This window comes from Chryseobacterium sp. JUb7 (genome assembly GCF_024806495.1).
Classification (GTDB): Bacteria; Bacteroidota; Bacteroidia; order Flavobacteriales; family Weeksellaceae; genus Chryseobacterium.
This window is the reverse complement of record NZ_JANUFF010000008.1, coordinates 89,676-111,575: the sequence shown is the minus strand read 5'-3', so window position 1 is coordinate 111,575 and position 21,900 is coordinate 89,676. Positions and strand designations below refer to the sequence as shown.

Sequence of the window (21,900 nt, the reverse complement as noted above, 5' to 3'; positions counted from 1 at the left end):
TCATAACAACACTCTTATGGATAATAAAACAATTTTAGAAAAAGCCAATGCAGCCATTGCGGAGGGAGATCATGAGACCTTCCTCTCCTACTGCACAGAAAATACAATCTGGACCTTTGCAGGAGATCAGATACTTTCCGGTAAAGAGGAAGTACGCCGTTATATAGCTGATGCCTACAGAAAACCTCCAAAATTCAATGTAGATCATCTCATTGGCGAAGGAGATTATGTAACTGCAGTGGGTACAATAAGTTTATTCAATGAAGATTCCGAATGGACAGAATATCATTATTGTGATATCTGGAAATTTGAAGCCGGAAAGATGGCTGAGCTGAAAGCTTTTGTCATTGAAAAATAAATTTTAAGATCAATTGTTCAGGTCTTGCAGCATTTTAGATCAAGATTCTGAAATGTGAATAACAAACAAAGGTTTAAATAAAGTCAGCATGAAAAATATAGTATTGATTGTCTTCATTTTTACCGGAATGATCACTTATTCGCAGCAAAAAGAAAAACAAAACCACTTTACAGTACTTGTCCGTGAAGCAGAGGGCGACCTCAACAAAGACGGATTAATGGATAAAGTCACAGTTTCAATGGATACTGTTGATGCATCACAACCGCTGAAATTAGAAATATTTTTCTTACAGCCCGATCATCAGTTTAAAATCATAATCTCTTCGGCAGATATCCTGGACTCCCAATATCCTAACGGAAAATATGGTGGAAATCAAATTCCTGATATCTCTATTGAAGATGGTTATTTTATCTTATATTCAGAAATTAAAAATGTTCATAATCAATATAAATTTTTATTCAGAAACGGAAAATTTGAATTGGTTAAGCTCTCAAAAGTGAGCTGGGATGGTAAAAATACAACGACAGAAACTGAATTTGATTTTATCAAAGGAAAAAGAACCGAAATTGCCCAGGCCTTAGGTTCAGAAAAACCAATCAGGAAAGATGAACAGAAAATTTCCATAAAGCCATTACCCGATCTTCAGAATTTAAAGACATTTGAAAACAGGCTGAAATAGCCGTATTTACTAAAATAAAAAATAGCCTGATGTTTAAAATATCAGGCTATTTTTTTATGAACACATGCTCTAAACTTTTCTTAGAGCTTTTCCAGCTCGCCGTACTCGCTATTTTCTGTATTTCGGCGAGCCTCTGGCTCGCCGAAATACAGAAAATGAGCTCAAACAAATACTTTGATCTGGGCTAGGATGACAATTATCTTCTCAACGATTGTTTTTTTCTTTTCAACGACAATTATTGCCTGTTGGATGAATAGCAGCTCCTGTTCTTGGGGGATATCTCTAAATTTACATCAGTTAAAACAATTAAAAATAAAACATTATGGAAATTATTCAAACATCAGAAAACGCATTATCTCACTCTACTGTAACAGCGATTATTAATGCCCCTATCGAAAAAGTAAATATTGCAGACTGGTTATTAAACTTACCGGATGCCGAATACCAGAGATGCTCAACTCAGCATATCGGAGCTGCAATCTCTACGACATTTGATGGCGAACCGGTGTCTTTAAATGTAGAAACAATCGGTGATGCCTTAATGGTACAACATTATGTAGCCGATGTTTACCGTCCGGATTACTGCCGTATGCTTTCAATTTCAGATTCCATTACTCAAAACGGCCGCACAAAAGTTCAGGTTTTATGGGAACTGAAAGCTACAAAAATTGACGAAAACACCTGTCTTTACACCAATGAAATTCACGCAACCGCTACTCCGGAAATGTTTGAATATATAAAAGAGCACGGTGTTAACTTAGCTGATGCAGCAGCAGCAAGACAGGCAGCTTCTGATGCACATAACCACGAAGAAACACCAAATTTTGCAAAAAGCATCGAAAACAAAGCACTGACAGGAAAATATAATCAACCTTTTTAATAAAAAAAAATAGAAATGAGTGTACTTCGGTACGCTCATTTCATTTACAAAAGTTATGGAGAAAACATTATTTGAAAAACTGACAGGTACATGGACTTTGGTAGACTTAATTGAAGTTCCTGTGAATAATGATAAAATAGCGCTCCCTATGGGTGAAAAACCAAAAGGATTGATCATTTACAGTAGTGATGGCTACATGTCAGCGCAAATTATGAATCCGGATCGTAAAAATTTCATTCAGGAACAGTGGACAAATGCCAATCCGGAAGAGTATACGCTGGAGGCTTCTACCTATCTTTCTTATTCAGGTCCTTTTCATACTGATGATGAGAAGCAGATGGTGAGCCATACTCTATATGTTTCGCTTTTTCCCAACTGGACGGGACAGACTCAAAACCGTAAAGTTCTTTTCAAAGACGGATTGTTACATCTGGAAAGTGAAAAACCATTCATGAACAATTCACGGATGGTCATCCATAAGCTTACCTGGAAAAGAGTGAAAATTTAATATAAATCTTAATTATAACACCTATGAAAGCAGTAGTTATTACAAAATATGGCGCTCCGGAAGTGCTGAAGTTACAGGAATATGCAACTCCTGAAATCAATGGAGATCAGGTTTTAATTGAAGTAAAAGCAGCAGGACTGAACCGTTCTGATATCTTTCAGAGGGAAGGAAATTATCCCGCTCCTCAAGGTATGTCTGCCGAAATTCCAGGTTTGGAAGTTTCCGGAACTATCGTCCAGTGTGGGCCTCAGGTGGTTGGCTTTAAAGCAGGCGACCATGTATGTGCACTTCTTGCAGGTGGTGGCTATGCCGAATACGTCAGCGTACGCGAAGGTCAGTGTCTCCCGATTCCTTCAGCCTTGAGCTTCACAGAGGCAGCCAGTCTTCCGGAAACCGTTTTTACCGTCTGGTCAAATGTTTTTCAACGCGGAGCACTTAAATCCGGAGAAAGCCTTTTAATTCACGGCGGAAACAGTGGTATTGGGATTACAGGCATTCAGCTGGCTCATGCATTGGGTTCAAAAGTCTTCGTAACGGTCGGTTCAGAAGAAAAAGGTAAGAAATGTCTTGAGCTGGGAGCTGACGCCTATATTAATTATAAGACACAGGATTTTGAAAAAGAACTGCAGGAGGAAGGTATTGATGTTATTTTAGATATGATCGGAGGCAGCTATTTAAGTAAAAATGTGAATATTCTGAATCCGGAAGGCAGACTCGTTCATATCAATGCTGTAGACGGCAGCCATGTTGATCTCGACATCTGGAAGGTCATGCTGAAGCGCCTGACTATAACGGGAAGTACATTAAGAAGCAGAGAATATGATTTTAAAAAGCAGCTTGCCGGAGAGATTCAGAAATATGTCTGGCCTTTGATAGAATCCGGAAAATTTAAACCTGTTATTTTTCAGACTTTTCCGTTTTCTGAAGCCGCAGAAGCGCACCGTATGCTTGAAAAAAATACACACACAGGTAAAATTATACTTGTCCGTTAAATGATTAAGCCGAGCCATCAAAACATAATACCTTTTCAACGATCCATAATGCCTGTTCGTCGAATTTGAAATGATTAAAACAGGCTTACAATCTACCTTTACTTCACAAAACGAGCAAAAATGCTTTATAAACTCTAAAAATCAATTATTATGAAAACAAAAATTGGAATTACAGAAAAAAATACAGAAGCCGTTTCTAATGAATTGGCAAAATTATTGGCTGACGAATTTGTACTTTATACTAAAACCAGAAATGCGCACTGGAATGTTACCGGTGATAATTTTCATGCCATGCATATTTTCTTTGAAAATCAATATAAACAGTTAGATGATCTTATTGACAGTGTTGCTGAGCGTATGCGTAAAATCGGACATTATGCTCCTGCAACGATGAAAATTTATCTGGAACTCACACATCTTACCGAATACAGTGACAGAACAAATGATGGCTTAGGCTACATGAAAGACCTTTTGAGTGACCATGAAAGCATTATCGACTTTTTGCGTGGAAATATCACCCCTTTTGCTGAAAAGTATAAAGATTACGGAAGCAGTGATTTCATTACCGGCTTAATGGAAACCCATGAAGAAATGGCCTGGATGATCCGCTCATACTTCAGATAATCGAAGGTCTGAAACATAAAAAACAGAAACTAATAAGTATATTTGTATGAAACCATAAATATACCACCATGAAAGCCCTGATCGTTGATGATAATGATATCGCAAGAGCCACACTGGCTCATCTGGCAAAACAAATTCCCGGCCTTACAGTTGTCAACCAGTATTCCAATGCTATAGATGCCTATAATCACTTGCAGAAAGAGCAAATCGAAATATTATTCCTGGATATTGAAATGCCTGAAATGACTGGTATTGAACTCACAAAAAACCTTTCAGGAAAAGATACTATTATCATTTTCACCACATCAAACAGAGAATACGCACTGCAAGCTTTTGAGCTGAATATTGCGGACTATATTTTAAAACCTGTAATGCCGGCAAGATTTTTACAGGCGGTGAGCAAAGCTCAGTCTATACTTGAAAGCAGGAAAGAGAATATCCAGATGACTCAGGATGAGTTTTTATTCGTGAGAGATTCCAATATTACAAGACGTTTAAAACTTGATGATATTTTTTATGCAGAAGCCATGGGTGATTATGTAAAATTCTACACCCGGGAAAAAATGTTTGCGATCCACGGAACGATGAAAAGTGCGGAAGAGCGCCTCCCAAAGAATGATTTTATAAGAGTTCACCGGTCATACATTATCTCTGTGAGTAAGATTGATACCTTACAGGATGGCGGAATTATGATCAACGGAAAATTCATTCCTGTTGCTGATGCTTACAGAAAAATACTCAATACAAGAATGAACGTTTTTTAAGAGAAATCGATTGCATTATCAGCTCCTTGTTCTCAATCTGACTGAATCAGCTCTCAGTCATTATACCTTTTATTTATGATCAATACCTCTTTTATCATGGGAAACAAACGGTTTAGTTATTTTATCATTCTTACATTCATTGCAGGAACTGTATTATTGGTAGCTGTTCAGATCAATTCGGCTAAGAATACAAAAGCACTTATCCAAAATAATAATACTCTCTTGAATGAGCTGCGTTCGAGCAATCATCTGAGAGAAATAGACCGCGATATTTTGGGAGTTGAAAGCAGAATAAGGGCATCTATTGCCACTAATGACACCACCCACCTGGAAGGTATTGACCAGAAAATAAATCAGATAGAAAACTTTCTCGATTCTTTATCAAAAGACAATGTAGATGCCGAGGAAGAACGCCTTATACACAGACTCAGTGTTCTTGCCATGGAGAAAAAGACCACTAAAGAAAAATTATTACAGCGGTATAATTCTTTGGGAAATATGGATGATCAGACCTCTATTGCCAATCCTCGTGCAAGAATGATTTCAAATGAAATTACAACAATTACGGCAAAAATCTATGAGACCAGAAAGCTGCATATGGTAGAGCTCAGTAAACGGAGTGAGGAAATGGGAAGAAAAGCAAGACTGTATGATAATTCTCTGCTTGTACTTCTTGTTCTGAGCGGCGGCGTTGTAGGATTTCATATCCTCCGCCAGTTCCGCAGACAGCAATTATTGATAGAAGGGTTGGATATTGCTGAGAAAAAAGCGTCTGTAGCAGCACAGACCAAAGAAAATTTTCTGGCCAATATGAGCCACGAAATACGGACTCCCCTGAGCGGAATTTTAGGGTTTACCAATTTGCTTCAGAAAAGACCACTGGATCAGACCTCAGCAGAGTTTGTATCGTCTATTCAGCGATCCGGAGAAAATTTAATGACAATTATTAATGATATTCTTGATTTGTCTAAAATTGAAGCCGGCATGATGCGAATTACTCCTGGAATATTCAGTATCAACGGATTGATCAATTCAGTAGAAACCTTTTTTGTAGAGCGGGCCAAAGAAAAAGGACTCTCCATTTCAAGCAAAGTAGATCCTTCAATTCCCGATACCCTGAACGGTGATGCAACGAGACTGACACAAATCCTGGTAAATCTCATCGGAAATGCGATCAAATTTACCCACCAGGGAAGCATTGCTATTGAAATTTACAACAAGAATCAAACTGAAAATGAAGTGGTTATCGGATTTAAAATTTCAGATACAGGAATCGGAATCGATAAAGAAAAACTGAATGAGGTTTTTGAACGCTTCAATCAGGGTGAAGATTCCACGACCAGAAATTATGGCGGAACAGGACTTGGACTGTCAATTGTTAAAAGTTTAATCCTATTGCAGCGTGGACATATTGAAGTAAGCAGTGAACAGGGAAAAGGAACAACCTTTCATTTCCACATTCCTTATAGCATTGCAAAAGAACAACTTAACACCCTTCCTGCTATGGATACCAATTATTTTAAAGATAAATCAAATATTCCGTTAAGGATTTTGGTTGTAGATGACAATGTTATTAACCAAAGCCTGATGAAACACCTGCTGATGCAATGGAACATCGATTTTGATATTGTATCCAATGGTCTGGAAGCCGTGGAATATCTCGAAAAAAATGACAGTGACCTTGTATTGATGGATATACAGATGCCACAAATGGACGGCTATACTGCTACCCAGCAGATCCGGGAGGTTCTGAAACTGAATATCCCGATTATTGCGATGACTGCCCACGCCCTAGCAGGGGAAAGAGAAAGATGCCTGAGCCGGGGAATGAATGAATACATTTCCAAACCTATAAAGGAAGAAGAACTTTTCAAACTTATTTCCAGCTTCGGCATGCAGGATCCAATAACCGCTGAAACAAAGCCTGAGGAAAAAGTGACCGCATTTCAGTATATTGAACTTACCTATATGCAATCTGTAAGCGGAGGTGATCTCACTTTTGAAAAAACTGTTACCCAACAGTTTATTGATCATATTCCGCATCATTTGCAACAACTTACAAATGCGTATCAAAAGAATGATTTTACCACTGTAAAACTCAGAGCTCACGATATGAAATCGAGTACAGCTATTATGGGAATTCTCTCTCAGCTGGAAGAAAAACTGAATATCCTTGAAACAGCTACAGAGCAGAATCCAACTGTTCAAAAAACTTTGGAAGAGGTGAAAACACGTATTAATCTGGCTGTTGAAGAAGCAAAAGTATATGTAAAATCATTATAATACTTAAACCCATCTAAAAAACAAAATCATTATGGAAAATCAAGGAGCATCTGTTGTGATTACCCATCATATTTTGGATGGCAAACAAAAGGAATATGAGAGCTGGCTGGAAGAAATTGTTCCGCTTACCAGGCATTCGGAAGGTTTTATTGATCATCAGATTGTACGTCCGATCCCGGACCTTACTTTTGTATATACGGTTATTATCCGTTTTGATACCATTGCCCATCTAAAAAACTGGATGGAATCTGATGCCAGAAAAAAACTGATTCAAAAAGCCAATCCATTTTTCAGAAAAAATGACCGTTATCAGATAAAATCGGGGCTGGACTTTCTGTTCACATCTGAAACAGAAGGCAATAAAATTCCGGTACGCTGGAAACAATATTTGGTAACCTGGTCTGCAATCTACCCCTTATCGATCATAATACCACTTATTTTATTTCCATTATTAAGATTTTTAAAAATCCCTGCAAACCACTATTCCGATGCGCTGGTTAACTCAGGAATCATTGTTTTATTGATGGTATTTGTAGTTATGCCTAATTATACAAAACTGATAAAAAAATGGCTGTATAAATAATCGGTATTAATACAAACAAATTATTAATAAACTGAGTTGGAGATAAGACATTGAGTTTTTATGATATGAGAAAGTTTGAAGCTGAAAAAAGGAAGTTATAGAAACCTAAATCATAACTCTAAGAGAACTTGGAGCTCATAAAAGACTAACAGTAACCTCCCTCCAGAGGCTTCCAACTACATCATATGGATTTCTTAGCCCGAACTCAGGTTAATGAAAAAAATAAGTCCGCTTTAATTTGATATTGAAGTGGATTTACTCATTATTAATATTGCTCTCAGCAATGTCAGGAACGGTAACAAAGCTCTTTCCCAATATCATAAAAACACACCAGCTATTCCCTGTCTGATCCCAACGATTCTTTTTGCCCATTCACCGAACACAGCATAAAAACAGGCTGTATGTGCACTAGCTTTACAGTAGTAAAATAAGCGATTCAATTACACAATACGAAGAAGCTTACAGTCAATAAAATTTATAATAACATTAAAACCGAAAAACGATGAGTACACTAAAACTAAAAGACGGAACAAAGATTTTTTACAAAGATTTAGGAGAAGGGCAACCAATTATGTTTCACCACGGGTGGCCTTTATCGGCTGACGACTGGGATGCACAGATCATGTTTTTCCTCCAAAAAGGATACCGGTTAATCGCCCATGACAGAAGAGGTCACGGTCGCTCAAGCCAGACTGCTTCAGGACATGAAATGGAAACATACGCTTCAGATGTAGCAGAGCTTACAGAATATTTAGACCTGAAAAATGCCATTCACATCGGACATTCAACCGGCGGTGGCGAAGTGATCCGCTACGTCAATAAGTATGGTAAAGACAGAGTTGCAAAAGCTGTTTTAATAAGCTCCGTACCTCCTGTAATGGTAAAAAGTGAAAACAATCCTGATGGTGTTCCTATTGAAGTTTTTGATAATATCAGAGACCAGACCCTAAACAACAGACAACAGTTTTACATCGATCTTACTTTTCCTTTTTACGGCTACAACAGAGAAGGAGCCAATATAAAAGAAGGTATTCAGAGAAACTGGTGGCGACAGGGAATGATGGGAAGTATTTTAGCACACTATGAATGTGTAAAAGCATTTTCAGAAACAGATTTTACCGAAGATTTAAAAGCCGTAGATATTCCGGTACTGGTTTTACATGGTGAAGATGACCAGATTGTACCTTACCAAAATGCCGGTGTAAAATCAGCCAAATTACTGAAAAACGGAAAATTAATTACCTATCCCGGTTTTCCTCATGGCATGCCAACCACAGAAGCTGCAACCATTAATAAAGATATTCTTGAATTTATCAAATCTTAATCAGGATATAATTTCAGAATTAAGTAAAAAAAGTGAACCTGCAGGTTCACTTTTTTCATGTATACTCTTTAACAATGAGTCTGTTTGAACTTTTATTTTCAGTCTTACAAAGCAATCTTTCGTGCTTTATCATCACTCTTTTTACTCTTAACGACTCTTTTTGCCTTTTCACCGAACGTGACTTCAAAGTCGATTGTTTCCTGACTAACTTTACGGTAGTAAAACAAACAATACTAATCATCATTAAAAAATAATATTATGAACAACGAATCATTAAGCTTCAGATACGAGTTAGAAAAAAAAGAGCCTCGTACCAACGACGGAGGAACAACCAGAGGAGCATCCGTAACAGATTTTCCGGCATCCATAGGCATTGCAGGAGTATCCATGAGATTACAACCGGGAAGTATGCGTGAGCTTCACTGGCATGCCAACGCTGCAGAATGGGCTTACGTTATTTCAGGGACTGTACGTACAACCATCATACATCCGGATGGACACAGCTATACAGATAATTTCGAGCCTGGGGATGTCTGGTATTTTCCAAAAGGATATGGCCATTCTATACAGGCTACAGGAACCGAAGAATGCCACTTTATACTAATCTTTGACAACGGAAATTTTTCTGAAGACCATACCTTCAGTGTCACAGATTTTGTTTCATCGATGCCTCCTGAAATTGTAGCCCAAAACTTAGGTTTAACATTAGAGGAAGTATCAAGATTACCTCAGAAAGAAGCTTATTTTGCGGCCGGTATTGTTCCGGATGAGCTATCATTTAATGCAGCTCCCCGTTCTGAAGAATCAGACATTGAATTAACCAATCTGCACCGTTATCCTCTGCATGCACAACAACCAAGAATTATTCCTGGCGGAGGTTTACAAAGATTGGTTACCCGACAAGAATTTCCTATCAGCACAACAATGGCAGGTTCAGTTCTAGAATTACAGCCTGGTGCTTTAAGAGAAATGCACTGGCATCCCAATGCAGACGAATGGCAGTATTATATTTCCGGACAGGCGGAAATGTCAGTTTTCTTAGCAGAAGGTACCGTAGTAACAGAACAGTTCAATGCAGGTGATGTGGGATATGTTCCAATGGGAGCCGGGCATTACATTAAAAATACTGGCAATACGGTTTGTAAAGTGCTGATCGGATTCAACAGCGGAATTTATGAATCTATTGATTTAAGTGAATGGCTTGCCGGAAATCCTAAAGATGTTATCATCACCAATTTCGACCTTGAAGATGATGAAATAGAGAAATTCCCGGCTAAGAAGGTATTCATTCAACCTGAAAAATAATCAGTTTGCTTTCTCCTACAAAAGCTTCTGTAGTGGTTGACACGATCAGAATGCAGGAAAGGCTGGCCATACTCCTTGCTTTCATTGCAGGCTATATGGATGCAACCGGAATTATACGGTGGAAGACCTATGTCTCTTTTATGAGTGGAAATACAACACAGCTGGGTACTGCGCTTTCAGGACAGAAATCCGAAATAATTGTTACCTCAGCTGTTGTCATCGGTTGTTTTTTACTGGGAATTTATGCGGGAACCTGTTTATCATTATGGAAGAAAGTTAAGATACGGACACTGCCATTTTATTTGGTTGCCGGTATTTTAGCAATATATCTGATGATATCACAGGCTTATAATATTCCTCCCATTCCTTCGGTTGCCGTCATCGGCTTTTCTATGGGAGTAATGAATACCATTGTAACGTCTGTAGGCAGCCAAAAGGTAAATACAGATTTTGTAACCGGTACACTAAACAGTCTGGCAATCAATACAGCTATGCTCAGCATGACGGATGATACCATGGAAAAAAAACAGTATAAAACTAATATTATCCATTTATTACTGCTGTGGACAGGCTTTTTATCTGGTGCATTCAGTGCTGGTATACTTCTTCCATTGCTGGAAAGCTGGATTCTGGGTATTCCTATCCTTTTATTATTAACCTGTTCATTGATCGTAGACACTTCAATTATTAAAATTTAAAAATAATACCATGCTTCAAAAAAATACCGTTGCGCCCGATTTCACATTGTTCGCGACACCAGATCAAAAAATTACGCTTTCAGAGTTTAAAGGCAAAAATATAATTCTGGCATTTTATCCTGCAGACTGGAGTCCTGTGTGTAGTGACCAAATGGCACTGTATAACGAAATACTGAAACTCTTCAGGAAATACGATGCTGAAATTTTCGGAATTTCTGTAGACAGTAAATGGTCTCACCTGGCCTTTTCTCAATCCAGAAATCTCCATTTTCCATTATTAGCCGACTTTGAACCCAAAGGAAACACTGCCATAAAATATGGTGTCTATAATACTGAGGAAGGGGAATGCAACCGGGCTCTTTTTGTGATCAACAAAGATGGAATAATCGAATGGAGCTATCTTTCACCTATGGCAATCAATCCGGGAGCAGATGGAATTTTAGAGATTTTAGAAACACTTAAAACAAAATAATCATGTCACTACAACCAGCCGTCAGCAATACTGACCATATATCAGGCAATTCAAACGCCGAATTTACCATTGTTGAATACGGAGATTATCAATGTCCATATTGTGGAGCAGCATATCCTGTTTTAAAACAATTAATAAAAGAATTCGGAGATCAGATAAAATTCGTCTTCAGAAATTTTCCCCTTTCAGAAATGCATCAGTATGCTCTTCCGGCAGCACTTGCAGCAGAAGCAGCAGCATTACAGGGTAAATTTTGGGAAATGCACGATGCTATTTACGAAAATCAGGAATCCCTGAATGATCTGTTTCTGTTTAAACTAGCCGAAAAAATAAACTTAGATCTTGAAAAATTCAAAACAGATATTCAAAAACCAGAATTATCAGATAAAATAGACGCCGATTTTGAGAGCGGGGTCATGAGTGGAGTCAACGGAACCCCTTCTTTTTTTATCAATGGCAAAAAATTTAACGGTGGGGCTGAAGATTTATTAAAGCTTCTTAATGAATAAAGATTACACTTTTTTAAACCTTTACCGATGAAAAAAGATGCCGTTTTATATTCATCTCTTGTTATGGCTTTCAGTGCTGGCTTTGTAGATACAAGTACTTTTACAGTTGCTGACGGCTTATTTTCAGCGCACATTACAGGAAATCTTGTTGTTTTTGCCTATAAATTAAGCGATCATCCAGAACTCAGTGATTTTGTCAATTTAATCAGTTTTCCGGTTTTTATAACAGCAGTTATTCTGACGGCGAAAGTCAATGCCCGTTACAAAAATCAAAAAGGAATATTTGCTTCAATCGGTATACTTCTGATATTTTCAGGAATCATCGCTTTTGGTCTTAAACAGCAAGATATTTCTACAGGTTGGGTATACCGAACTATGTTAATGATTATTGTCTTTTCAATGGGAATTCATAATACAGCTAATAGATTATATGCCGATACTGTATTTGGTCCGACAACTGTAATGACCGGAAATATCACCAGAGGCATCATTGATTTTTTCTTATACCATTCTACCCAGCACAACACTAAAAAACTCGTTGATTTACAGCAAACTACCATTCTTTTAACGGCATTTTTAACAGGATGCATCTCAGGAGCTTTAGTCTCGTTTAATTTCGGATTGGTTTCAATGTTGATTCCAGGAATTTTACTAACTGCTTATTATCTCTTTTTCCATCAACATAACATTGTAAATGAAATCAAATAATTAGAGCCTGTTTAAATTCTATTAAACTCAATATATTGATTTTCAACAACCGTAATTATGGTCTTCGACAGGTTTAGACTGATAAATCGTATGATTTAGCCGTGTCAGATTGAGCTCAGCCTGTCGTGAGCTTGACGAACTATCGAAATCTTTTAGAGTTTTTTAAAGCTAAATTTCAACATACTTTTAAAAGCTTTTTTGAAATACAAAATATGTCTTGCGCTGTATCCTTAAAATCTAAACGAGTCCAGAATTTATCAGTATGGTTTAGTCTTAAAAATAAGTTCTCTCTTCACAATTTATTTATTTTATCTTTGGAATAGCGCAATCGATTGCAATAAAATTGGTTTTTTAAAATAAAACTTAGCATAAAAATTATCCTGCCGACAGTGCAGGATAATTTTTAGTCATAATTATTTTAGATTGCGGTAATCAAAGGAAATTATTTTAATATAATAGAAGAAACCTTTAATAAAACTAAACAATTCCATACTATCATGAAAAAATATGCTTTACTCCTTTTTGTAATGTTACTGTCGGGTTCAAGTTCGGCCCAATATAAAGCGTGGACTTCAGCGCAACAGCCTCTACAGGAAATTCAGGCATTGAAAAAGCAAATCGTAAAGCCTAATTTCAGAAAAAAAGACTATCTGATTACAGATTTTGGTGCCATCGGTGATGGAAAAACCAAAAATACGGAAGCCTTCAAGAAAGCCATCGAAAAATGTAACGCAGAAGGTGGCGGACGGGTTGTTGTGCCCAAAGGAATTTTTCTTACAGGTGCTATTTATTTAAAAAGTAATGTTAATCTTCATGTGAGTGAAGGCTCAACTATTTTATTCAGTCAGGACAGCAACGACTACCCTATTGTTTTAACACGTTGGGAAGGCATGGAATGTATGAATTATTCGTCTCTCATCTACGCCTATGAGGAAGAAAATATCGCTGTTACCGGAAAAGGAACATTGGACGGAAACGCTGACTTAGATCATTGGTGGTTCTGGTGCGGTGCCACAAAATACGGATATAACGAATCTCGTCCGGGAAGACAGAACCCTGCCCGTGCAAAACTGCATGAATATATGGCTCAGAGAAAGCCTGCCAGAGAAAGAATCTTTGGTGACGGATATTATTTGAGACCCAATTTCGTTCAGCCTTATAAATCAAAAAACTTTTACATGGCAGATGTTTTGGTGAAAAACTCTCCAATGTGGAACCTTAATCCGGTACTTTGTGAAAATGTTTTGATTGAAAGAGTTAAAGTAATCAGCCACGGACCAAATAATGATGGTTTTGATCCTGAAGCATGTAAAAATGTGTGGATTAAAGATTCTTATTTTGATACCGGAGATGACTGTATTGCCATTAAATCCGGAAGAGACGAAGACGGAAGAGATATCGGAAGACCCGCAGAAAATCATATCATCGAAAACTGCGAAATGAAAGACGGTCATGGTGGTGTAGTGATTGGAAGCGAAATTGCAGGTGGTGCAAAAAACATTTATGCCATTGGAAATGTAATGGACAGTAAAAATCTTGACAGAGCATTAAGAATTAAAACCAGTTCAAGCCGTGGTGGAACCATCGAAAATGTATTTTTCTATAATACAAAAGTGGGTGCTTATAAAGAAGCAGCAGTACGTTTCAATATGCATTATGAAAAACCGGGAAATCATATTCCGACTATCAGAAATATCTGGGTGGAAAATTTAACAGTTGATAAAGGCGGAAAATACGCTGTCTTCTCTGATGCTTACGAATCTTCACCGGTAACAGATTTCACTATGATTAATGCTAAAATGAATGGCATCGAGATCCCTTATAAAGTGGATTATCTTAAAAATGTGACCTTAAAAAATGTAACCGTTAACGGAAAACCTTTAACTGAGCTAAAATAGGTAAGATGCGAAGAAAAATTATTTTCGCCGGACTGATTGTTTTATCAGCATTCTCGCAATCATTTTCTCAGTCTAAACATTGGCAAAAAAATGAAAGAGATCTGCATTATAAAGAAGACAGAGGCGACTTTTTATTGGTTAACGGAAAATATCGTTTCAACCGTGCGTTGTACGGTAATAACCGCGCGTCAAGAGTAGAAGCCGGAGACTTGCCGGAATTCGCACTCTATCTTCCGGGAATGGGCGGAAATCTTCAGTTCGTTATCCAAAAAGGAAATTCTATTAAGAAATTAATTCATACAGAAAAAATTGAAACCCGTTATCGTCCGGGATCAATGTTATATACAATTAAAGATCCTGTTCTTGGATTTGGAAGTGTAAAACTGACCGTTTTAGCACAGTCCAAAGAAGAAGGTTTGGTTCTAAAAATGGAAACTGAAAATGTAGATTCTTCAACTAAAATTTACGCAATTTACGGCGGAGCAAGCGGAACGACTTTCAGCAGAAATGGTGATATTGGAGCAGATCCCGAATCCGGGTTTTATCTGCTCCCTGAATATTGCCTGAATAATCAATTTAAGATTAATAAAAACCAGTTTCAGTTAGATTATATAAACAAGAAAAAAGAAACTCAGATCGTCAATGGAAGCTTTTCAAACGCCAGTTCACTTCAATTAACAGATGCTGAAACGTTAGAAAAACTTTCAGAGTTTACTCAAAATAAAACAGACAAATCACCAATTGTTTACGCTTCCTATTCTGCACAAAAACAACCTGTTTATATTCAGATTGCGAAAGGAAAATCAGATAAAAACTTTTCAGATGAAGAGTTAAGGAATATTTTTAACGAATCTGAACGATCTCGTTTAAATTTAACTAATCGTATTCAATTAAAAACGCCAGATTCAGATCTCAATAATTTCGGATCTACTTTAGCCATTGCCGCAGACGGAATTTGGGAAAGTCCAACGTATCTTCACGGTGCTGTTGCCTGGCGAATGAGACTCAATGCCTGGCGTGGCGCTTACGTAGCGGACGTTCTAAGCTGGCACGACCGTGCAAAAGAACATTTTGAAAGTTACGCTAATTCTCAGGTTTTGAATCCAGATTTCGCGCCGGTTGAGATGGATACCAATTTGCATTTGGCCCGACACGCTGAAAAAATGGGAAACTCAGTATTCTCAAGCGGATATATCTCAAGAAACCCGAATGATAATACAAAACCGCATCATTATGATATGAATCTGGTCTTTTTTGACCAGCTATTTACGCATTTCAATTATACCGGAGATCTTGAATTTTTAAAGAAAATGTGGCCAACGATGGTTCGTCATATGGATTGGGAAAAACGAAATTTCAAGCGGGGTGATCTTTACGATGCTTATGCCTCGATCTGGGCAAGTGATGCGCTGCAATATTCGGGTGGAAAAGTAACTCATACAACAGCTTATCATTACCGGGCCAATCGTGAGATGGCTAAACTCGCTAAAATCATTGGTGAAAATCCTCAGCCTTATGATAAAGAAGCTGAAAGTATTTTAAAAGCCATGAAAAATCAGCTTTGGATTAAAAACAAAGGATATTTTGCTGAATATAAAGATGCGCTGGGTAATCAAATTGTTCATGACAAACCGGGAATATGGTCTATTTATCATGTTTCAGATGCTTATATTTTGAATGAATTTGAAGATTATCAGAATCTCCAATACGTTAATCATCATATTCCAAAAATTCCGGTAAAAGTAAAAGGGGGCGGGGATAAAAACTACTATACTCTTTCCACAACCAACTGGCAGCCATACGACTGGTCGATCAACAATGTCGCTTTAGCAGAGAATTTACAAACTGCGTTGGCGTATTGGCAGGCCGGAAGAAGTGAAGACGCTTATCAACTTTGGAAAGGCAATTTAGCAGAGAGTATGTATTACGGAATCAGTCCTGGAAACTTTGAACAGTTGTCACATTATGATGCTTTTCGTGGTGAATTGTACCGGGATTTTGCCGATCCGATCGGCGTTGCAGCACGAACGTTGACGGAAGGACTTTTTGGAGTGTATCCTAAATTATTAGAAAATAAAATTGAAATAAAACCCGGCTTTCCAAAAGACTGGAATTTTGCTGAGCTGAAACTTCCGGATTGGGAATTAAAATTTAATCAAAACTCAAAAAATACTGAATATTTTTTTAAATCAAACTACTCGAAATCGGTTGCTTTGCAAATGCAGATTCCGGTGAATCATGCTCAAATAAAATCAGTAAAAGTAAATGATAAAAAGGTGGACTGGAAGATCAAACCTAATTCAATTTCACAACCCATTATTCAGTTTGAAACGCCGGCTGGCAAAGAATTTACGATTGAAATTATTTACTCAGGAAAGGAATTAAAAAACGACCAGACGAATTATGTTAATTATATTTCTGAAAATCTTCAGCTCAATTTAGATCCAAAAAAGAAAATAAAGCAAGTATATGACCCACAAGGTTTAATTAAAAATTCCCCTCCTTTGGAGGGGTGGATTCGACCAAAGGGAGAAGACGGGGTGGTTAAAAATGATTTTAATTTAATTCAGGAAGAAAGAAAAGGAACTTTTTTTATTCAGGTTGAGCAAAACAGAACAACTTGGTGGCAACCCATCAATGTTGACGTTCAATATCCTTTACAAATTAAATGGATTAATAAAAAGCTGCAAATTCAATTAAAATCTGCAAATTCAATTAATGGAAACCTGAATATTAATGGTTTTTATAAAACTTTTTCAATTCAGAAAAATCAAAATACATCGATTGAAATTCCTGCAAATATTGTAAGCAAAGGAACCAATTCTATTGAACTTGAATATAATGGAATTAAACAAAATATTGAAATTACCGATTGGGAAATTGAAAACACAGGTGAATTCAATAATATTTCTTTAGCTTCAAAATACAATGAAAAAGTGACCGAAATTTTCAGTCAGAAATATCTTTCGCCAAGGTTAAATGTTCCGACATTACAGCTTCCGTGGCAGGGAATCGGAAATTGGTGTTATCCATTGATCACGGCTCAAATCGATGATTCCGGATTGATGAATAAGAGAAAAAACGGGAAGGTTGATTTTCTTGGAATTCCTTTTTTAATTGATCCATCAGAGAAAAACATTGTTTTTACGAGTCAATGGGATAATTTTCCTACATCAGTTGAAATTCCGGTTTCAGGCAAAGGAAAGAAAATCTATTTTTTGATGGCGGGATCTACCAATCCAATGCAATCACAGATTATGAACGGAAAAATAACCGTTCAATATGTCGATGGTTCAAAAACGGAACTAGAGCTTACAAATCCTATCAACTGGTGGCCGATCGAACAGGATTTGTTTGATGATAATTATGCCTTCGAAATTCCGGATGATAAAATTCCGTATCGGGTAAAATTGAAAACGGGAGAATTATACAAAGGCGGAACTTTATCCAAATATTCAGGCATTAAAGGATTTACAGATCGAGCAATTGATGGCGGTGCAGCAACGATTCTGGATTTGCCTATTGATCCTAATAAAGCATTAAAAAATGTACAATTAACAGCAGTGAGCAATGATGTCGTTATCGGAATGATGAGCGCGACTGTTCTGAAATAAATTAAATGCGATGAATACAAGAATAAAAGTTTGTGTTTAGTAAAATATTCGTGTCCGAGATAAATTAAAAATAAGAAATATCCCAACATGGATTTCGACAGGCTCAATCTGACAGTGACGAAAGTTAGTATTAGGATTATCAGGCTGAGCTTGTCGAAGCCTTAGTGATATAAAGATTAAATAAATTAAAAAATGAAGAAACTAGTTGTCTGTTTAAGTCTTTTCTGCATTGGATTTTCCTCCCTAAATGCACAAAAAATCGACCGTAAAAAAGTGGTTCAGAGACATAATATAGTTAATATAAAAGCGGATACTTTATCAACCTTAACCGTTGGAAACGGAAAATTTGCCTATACTGTTGATATTACCGGAATGCAGTCTTTCCCTGAATACTATAAAAACGGAGTTTCTCTGGGAACACAGTCTGAATGGGGTTGGAACAGTTTTCCCAATACAGAAAATTACAAATTTGACGAAACGCTGAAGTCTTACGACTTTAATAATGACGGACGAAAAGCATTATACAGCGTTCAAATCAAAGAACCGGAACGCAATAAAAAAGCAGTTGAATATTTCCGTGTGAATCAACACCGTCTACAATTAGGAAATATCGGAATTGAACTCTATAAAAAAGACGGTCAGAAAGCCAAAATTTCAGATTTACAAAACATCAGTCAGAAAATTGATTTGTGGACAGGAATTATTACGAGTGAATTCTCGTTGGAAGGATCTCCTGTAAAAGTATGGACAGCTGCTTTCCAGAATTCTGATAAAATCGGAGTTAAAATTGAATCAGATTTAATTAGTCAAAAAAGATTAAAGGTTTTTGCACGCTATCCCTACCCTAGCGGGCAATTTTTAGATGAAGCCGCTTTTTATGGTAATGAAGATAAACATTCCACAAAATTGATTTCTTCAAATCCAACTCAGGGACTGATTGAACATACATTGCAGACTGCTGATTATTATACGCAACTATATTTTACAGAGGGGAAATTAAGTGAATCCGGAAAACACAATTTCGTTTATGAGCCTTCCGCTAAAAATAAAACCCTTGAATTAAGTGTTGAATTTTCAGCTAAAAATTTAAAAACAGTAAAAAGTTTATTTGCTGACGCTGAAAAAGAAAGTACTTCAGGTTGGAAAAACTTCTGGGAAAGCGGTGCAGCAGTTGATTTTGAAGGAAGTACAGATCCAAGAGCCAACGAATTGGAGCGTCGGGTTGTATTGTCTGAGTATTTGACCAAAGTGCAGTGTGGAGGAAGCAATCCGCCACAGGAAACAGGACTTACTTTTAACAGCTGGTACGGAAAACCCCATACAGAAATGCATTGGTGGCATGGTGTTCATTATGCTTTATGGGGAAGACCTGAAATTTTGGAGAAGCAATTGGATTATTATTTCAGATCGTTTGACAAAGCAAAAAAATTAGCAGAAAGACAAGGTTACAAAGGTGTTCGCTGGATAAAAATGTCGGATAACGACGGGAATGAAAGTCCGTCTTCTGTTGCTGCTTTTCTGATTTGGGAACAGCCCCATTTGATTTATATGACCGAACTTCTGTATCGCAGTAATAAAGACAAGAAAGTACTGGAAAAATATAAAGATTTGGTTTTTGCAACGGCAGAATTTATGGCCGATTTTGCGACTTACGACAAGGCAAAGAATCGTTATAATCTGGGTAAAGGAGTGATTCCTGCACAGGAAGTTTTCCCGGCGAAAGATACCTACAATCCGACTTATGAAGTAGCCTATTGGGATTGGGCATTAAAAGTTGCTCAGGAATGGAAAGAAAGATTGGGACAGCCAAGAGATAAAAAATGGGATGATGTGATTGCAAAACTGGCCCCGCTTCCTGTTCAGGACGGCGTTTATCTGTCAACGGAGTCTGCAAAAGATTCTTTCACTTATCCTAAGTGGATGACCGATCACCCTGCAGTTTTGGGAGCTTTGGGGATGGTTCCCGAATCACCGAAACTGGATAAAAAAATAATGAAGAATACGTTGGATATTGTTTGGGAACGATGGAACTGGAGTCATACATGGGGCTGGGATTTTCCAATGACTGCGATGACTGCCGCAAGATTAGGGCTTCCAAATAAAGCATTAGATGCACTTTTCATGAATATTCAAACCAATACCTATCTAAAAAACGGACATAATTTCCAGGATGGCAGGCTCCGGATTTATCTTCCCGGAAATGGTGGGGTTTTAACAACCGTAGCCATGATGCTTGAGGGCTGGGACAACTCTACCGGTGAATTTCCGGGTTTTCCAAAAGATGGAAGCTGGAAAATAAAAGCAGAAGGTTTCAAAAAAATGCCTTAAAAATTTACATTCATACTTAGTTGAAGTCTGTTCTGAAAAGGGCAGGCTTTTTTATTTAAAGTATTATACTCCGAGATTAAGATTGAAACTAAGGTTAAGGTTAAGCATAGCTTCCGGTGATTTTTAGAATTTAAACTTATATACAACCTAAAATACAATTAACTAAAAATCAATTATTTAAATTAATTCTTAAAATTAAACATGACGAATATCAGTTATTGTAAATTTTTGTATCTTTTCTGAATCGTTAATCTCTTTATTACATTAGTTTTTTTAAACTAAAATAATCCTTTGTACCGAAAAGCCATGGCAGAAACGTTTGAAATAAACATCAATGAACACTCCAGAGTTCCAAAATATAAACAGATTGTAGATTCTATCCTAAACGGAATTGATGGTGGAGAAATTCAGATCGGTGAAAAGATCCCATCCATTAATGAATTAAGCGAGTCTTGCTTTCTGTCGAGAGATACCGTTGAAAAAGCTTACAAAGAACTTAGGAAAAGGCAAATTATCGAATCGGTAAAAGGGAAAGGATATTATATTTCGCGTGTCAATAAAAACGATATCATTAATATCTTCTTTTTGATCAATAAACCTAGTACTTACAAGATGATGATCTATAATTATTTTGTTAATGCAATCGGTTCCAAAGGCAATGTAGAAATGTATATTTATCATTGTGATGAAACGCTTTTCATTAATTCTCTAAAAAAGAACATTGGCGGCTTTGATTATTATGTCATTATGCCACACTTCCGGGATGAGCAGTCTAAACATACCAGCTCTACACAGGAAGTTATTGATATGATTGAAAAAATTCCGAAAAACAAGCTTTTAATGCTGGATAATACCAAACCTAATATTTCTGGAGATTACGGTTCTATTTTTCAGGATTTTGAACATGATATCTACAATGCCTTACTGGAAGGTCTAGACAAGATCAGGAAATACGAAAAAATCATACTGGTTTATCCCGATAAATCCATTCATCCCTATCCTTTCCGTATTGTCCGTGGTTTTGAGAAATTCTGCACAGATTTTAAGCTCGATTATGAAATTCTTGATGAAATTTATCCTGATATGGAATTGCAGGACAAAGATATTTTCATCACCATCCGGGAGCGCGATCTGGTAAATTTGGTGAAACAGATCAGACAGAAAAATCTGAAATTAGGCGAAGATATCGGAATTATTTCTTACAATGAAACACCTTTGAAAGAATTACTCGGAATTACGGTGATTACAACAGATTTTAAGGCAATGGGGGAATCTGCAGCCTATATGATTCTAAAAAATAAAAAGGAGTCTGTGAATAATGTCTTTAAATTTATTCAGAGAGATTCTTTATAAATCAACCTAATGTTAATAAG

General features: G+C 37.0%; 19 protein-coding genes. All 19 read left to right on the top strand.

Going from position 1 to position 21,900, the window contains the following annotated elements:
• Positions 1-16 precede the first annotated feature (16 nt).
• The 19 genes from M2373_RS15200 (at position 17) to M2373_RS15110 (ending at position 21,880) form a co-directional block, all read left to right on the top strand.
• The gene (locus M2373_RS15200; RefSeq protein ID WP_259111898.1) at positions 17-358 is read left to right on the top strand and encodes a nuclear transport factor 2 family protein; all 342 of its coding nucleotides are present in this window, start codon (positions 17-19) and stop codon (positions 356-358) included.
• Between the two features lie 88 nt (positions 359-446).
• Positions 447-1,037, top strand: coding sequence for a hypothetical protein (locus M2373_RS15195; protein WP_259111897.1), 591 nt, complete (start codon positions 447-449; stop codon positions 1,035-1,037).
• A gap of 322 nt (positions 1,038-1,359) precedes the next feature.
• Positions 1,360-1,917 carry a hypothetical protein gene (locus M2373_RS15190; RefSeq protein ID WP_259111896.1) on the top strand — a complete coding sequence of 186 codons (558 nt, stop codon included), beginning with the start codon at positions 1,360-1,362 and terminating at the stop codon, positions 1,915-1,917.
• Positions 1,918-1,972: 55 nt separating this feature from the next.
• On the top strand, positions 1,973-2,425 hold the full coding sequence (locus M2373_RS15185; RefSeq protein ID WP_259111895.1) for a lipocalin-like domain-containing protein: 453 nt from the start codon (positions 1,973-1,975) through the stop codon (positions 2,423-2,425).
• Positions 2,426-2,448: 23 nt separating this feature from the next.
• On the top strand, positions 2,449-3,417 hold the full coding sequence (locus tag M2373_RS15180) for an NAD(P)H-quinone oxidoreductase (protein WP_259111894.1): 969 nt from the start codon (positions 2,449-2,451) through the stop codon (positions 3,415-3,417).
• Between the two features lie 150 nt (positions 3,418-3,567).
• A complete protein-coding gene (locus M2373_RS15175; RefSeq protein ID WP_259111893.1) occupies positions 3,568-4,041 on the top strand; it encodes a Dps family protein in 474 nt (157 codons plus the stop codon).
• A gap of 68 nt (positions 4,042-4,109) precedes the next feature.
• The gene (locus tag M2373_RS15170; RefSeq protein ID WP_259111892.1) at positions 4,110-4,805 is read left to right on the top strand and encodes a LytTR family DNA-binding domain-containing protein; all 696 of its coding nucleotides are present in this window, start codon (positions 4,110-4,112) and stop codon (positions 4,803-4,805) included.
• 75 nt (positions 4,806-4,880) lie between these two features.
• Positions 4,881-7,088 (top strand): hybrid sensor histidine kinase/response regulator, encoded by a 2,208-nt coding sequence (locus M2373_RS15165; RefSeq protein ID WP_259111891.1) that lies wholly within the window; start codon positions 4,881-4,883, stop codon positions 7,086-7,088.
• A gap of 31 nt (positions 7,089-7,119) precedes the next feature.
• The gene (locus M2373_RS15160; protein WP_259111890.1) at positions 7,120-7,671 is read left to right on the top strand and encodes an antibiotic biosynthesis monooxygenase; all 552 of its coding nucleotides are present in this window, start codon (positions 7,120-7,122) and stop codon (positions 7,669-7,671) included.
• A gap of 502 nt (positions 7,672-8,173) precedes the next feature.
• Entirely contained in the window at positions 8,174-8,995 is an 822-nt protein-coding gene (locus M2373_RS15155; RefSeq protein ID WP_259111889.1) for an alpha/beta fold hydrolase, read from the top strand.
• A 258-nt stretch (positions 8,996-9,253) separates the two neighbouring features.
• Positions 9,254-10,300 (top strand): cupin domain-containing protein, encoded by a 1,047-nt coding sequence (locus M2373_RS15150; RefSeq protein WP_259111888.1) that lies wholly within the window; start codon positions 9,254-9,256, stop codon positions 10,298-10,300.
• A gap of 5 nt (positions 10,301-10,305) precedes the next feature.
• Positions 10,306-10,998, top strand: coding sequence for a YoaK family protein (locus M2373_RS15145; protein WP_259111887.1), 693 nt, complete (start codon positions 10,306-10,308; stop codon positions 10,996-10,998).
• 10 nt (positions 10,999-11,008) lie between these two features.
• Entirely contained in the window at positions 11,009-11,470 is a 462-nt protein-coding gene (locus tag M2373_RS15140; protein WP_259111886.1) for a redoxin domain-containing protein, read from the top strand.
• Positions 11,471-11,472: 2 nt separating this feature from the next.
• Entirely contained in the window at positions 11,473-11,979 is a 507-nt protein-coding gene (locus tag M2373_RS15135) for a thioredoxin domain-containing protein (RefSeq protein WP_259111885.1), read from the top strand.
• Positions 11,980-12,006: 27 nt separating this feature from the next.
• A complete protein-coding gene (locus tag M2373_RS15130) occupies positions 12,007-12,687 on the top strand; it encodes a YoaK family protein (protein ID WP_259111884.1) in 681 nt (226 codons plus the stop codon).
• Between the two features lie 497 nt (positions 12,688-13,184).
• Entirely contained in the window at positions 13,185-14,585 is a 1,401-nt protein-coding gene (locus M2373_RS15125) for a glycoside hydrolase family 28 protein (protein WP_259111883.1), read from the top strand.
• 5 nt (positions 14,586-14,590) lie between these two features.
• On the top strand, positions 14,591-18,199 hold the full coding sequence (locus tag M2373_RS15120) for a DUF4450 domain-containing protein (RefSeq protein ID WP_259111882.1): 3,609 nt from the start codon (positions 14,591-14,593) through the stop codon (positions 18,197-18,199).
• Between the two features lie 192 nt (positions 18,200-18,391).
• Positions 18,392-20,527 carry a hypothetical protein gene (locus tag M2373_RS15115; protein ID WP_259111881.1) on the top strand — a complete coding sequence of 712 codons (2,136 nt, stop codon included), beginning with the start codon at positions 18,392-18,394 and terminating at the stop codon, positions 20,525-20,527.
• Positions 20,528-20,833: 306 nt separating this feature from the next.
• The gene (locus M2373_RS15110; protein WP_259111880.1) at positions 20,834-21,880 is read left to right on the top strand and encodes a GntR family transcriptional regulator; all 1,047 of its coding nucleotides are present in this window, start codon (positions 20,834-20,836) and stop codon (positions 21,878-21,880) included.
• The last annotated feature ends 20 nt before the right edge of the window (positions 21,881-21,900 follow it).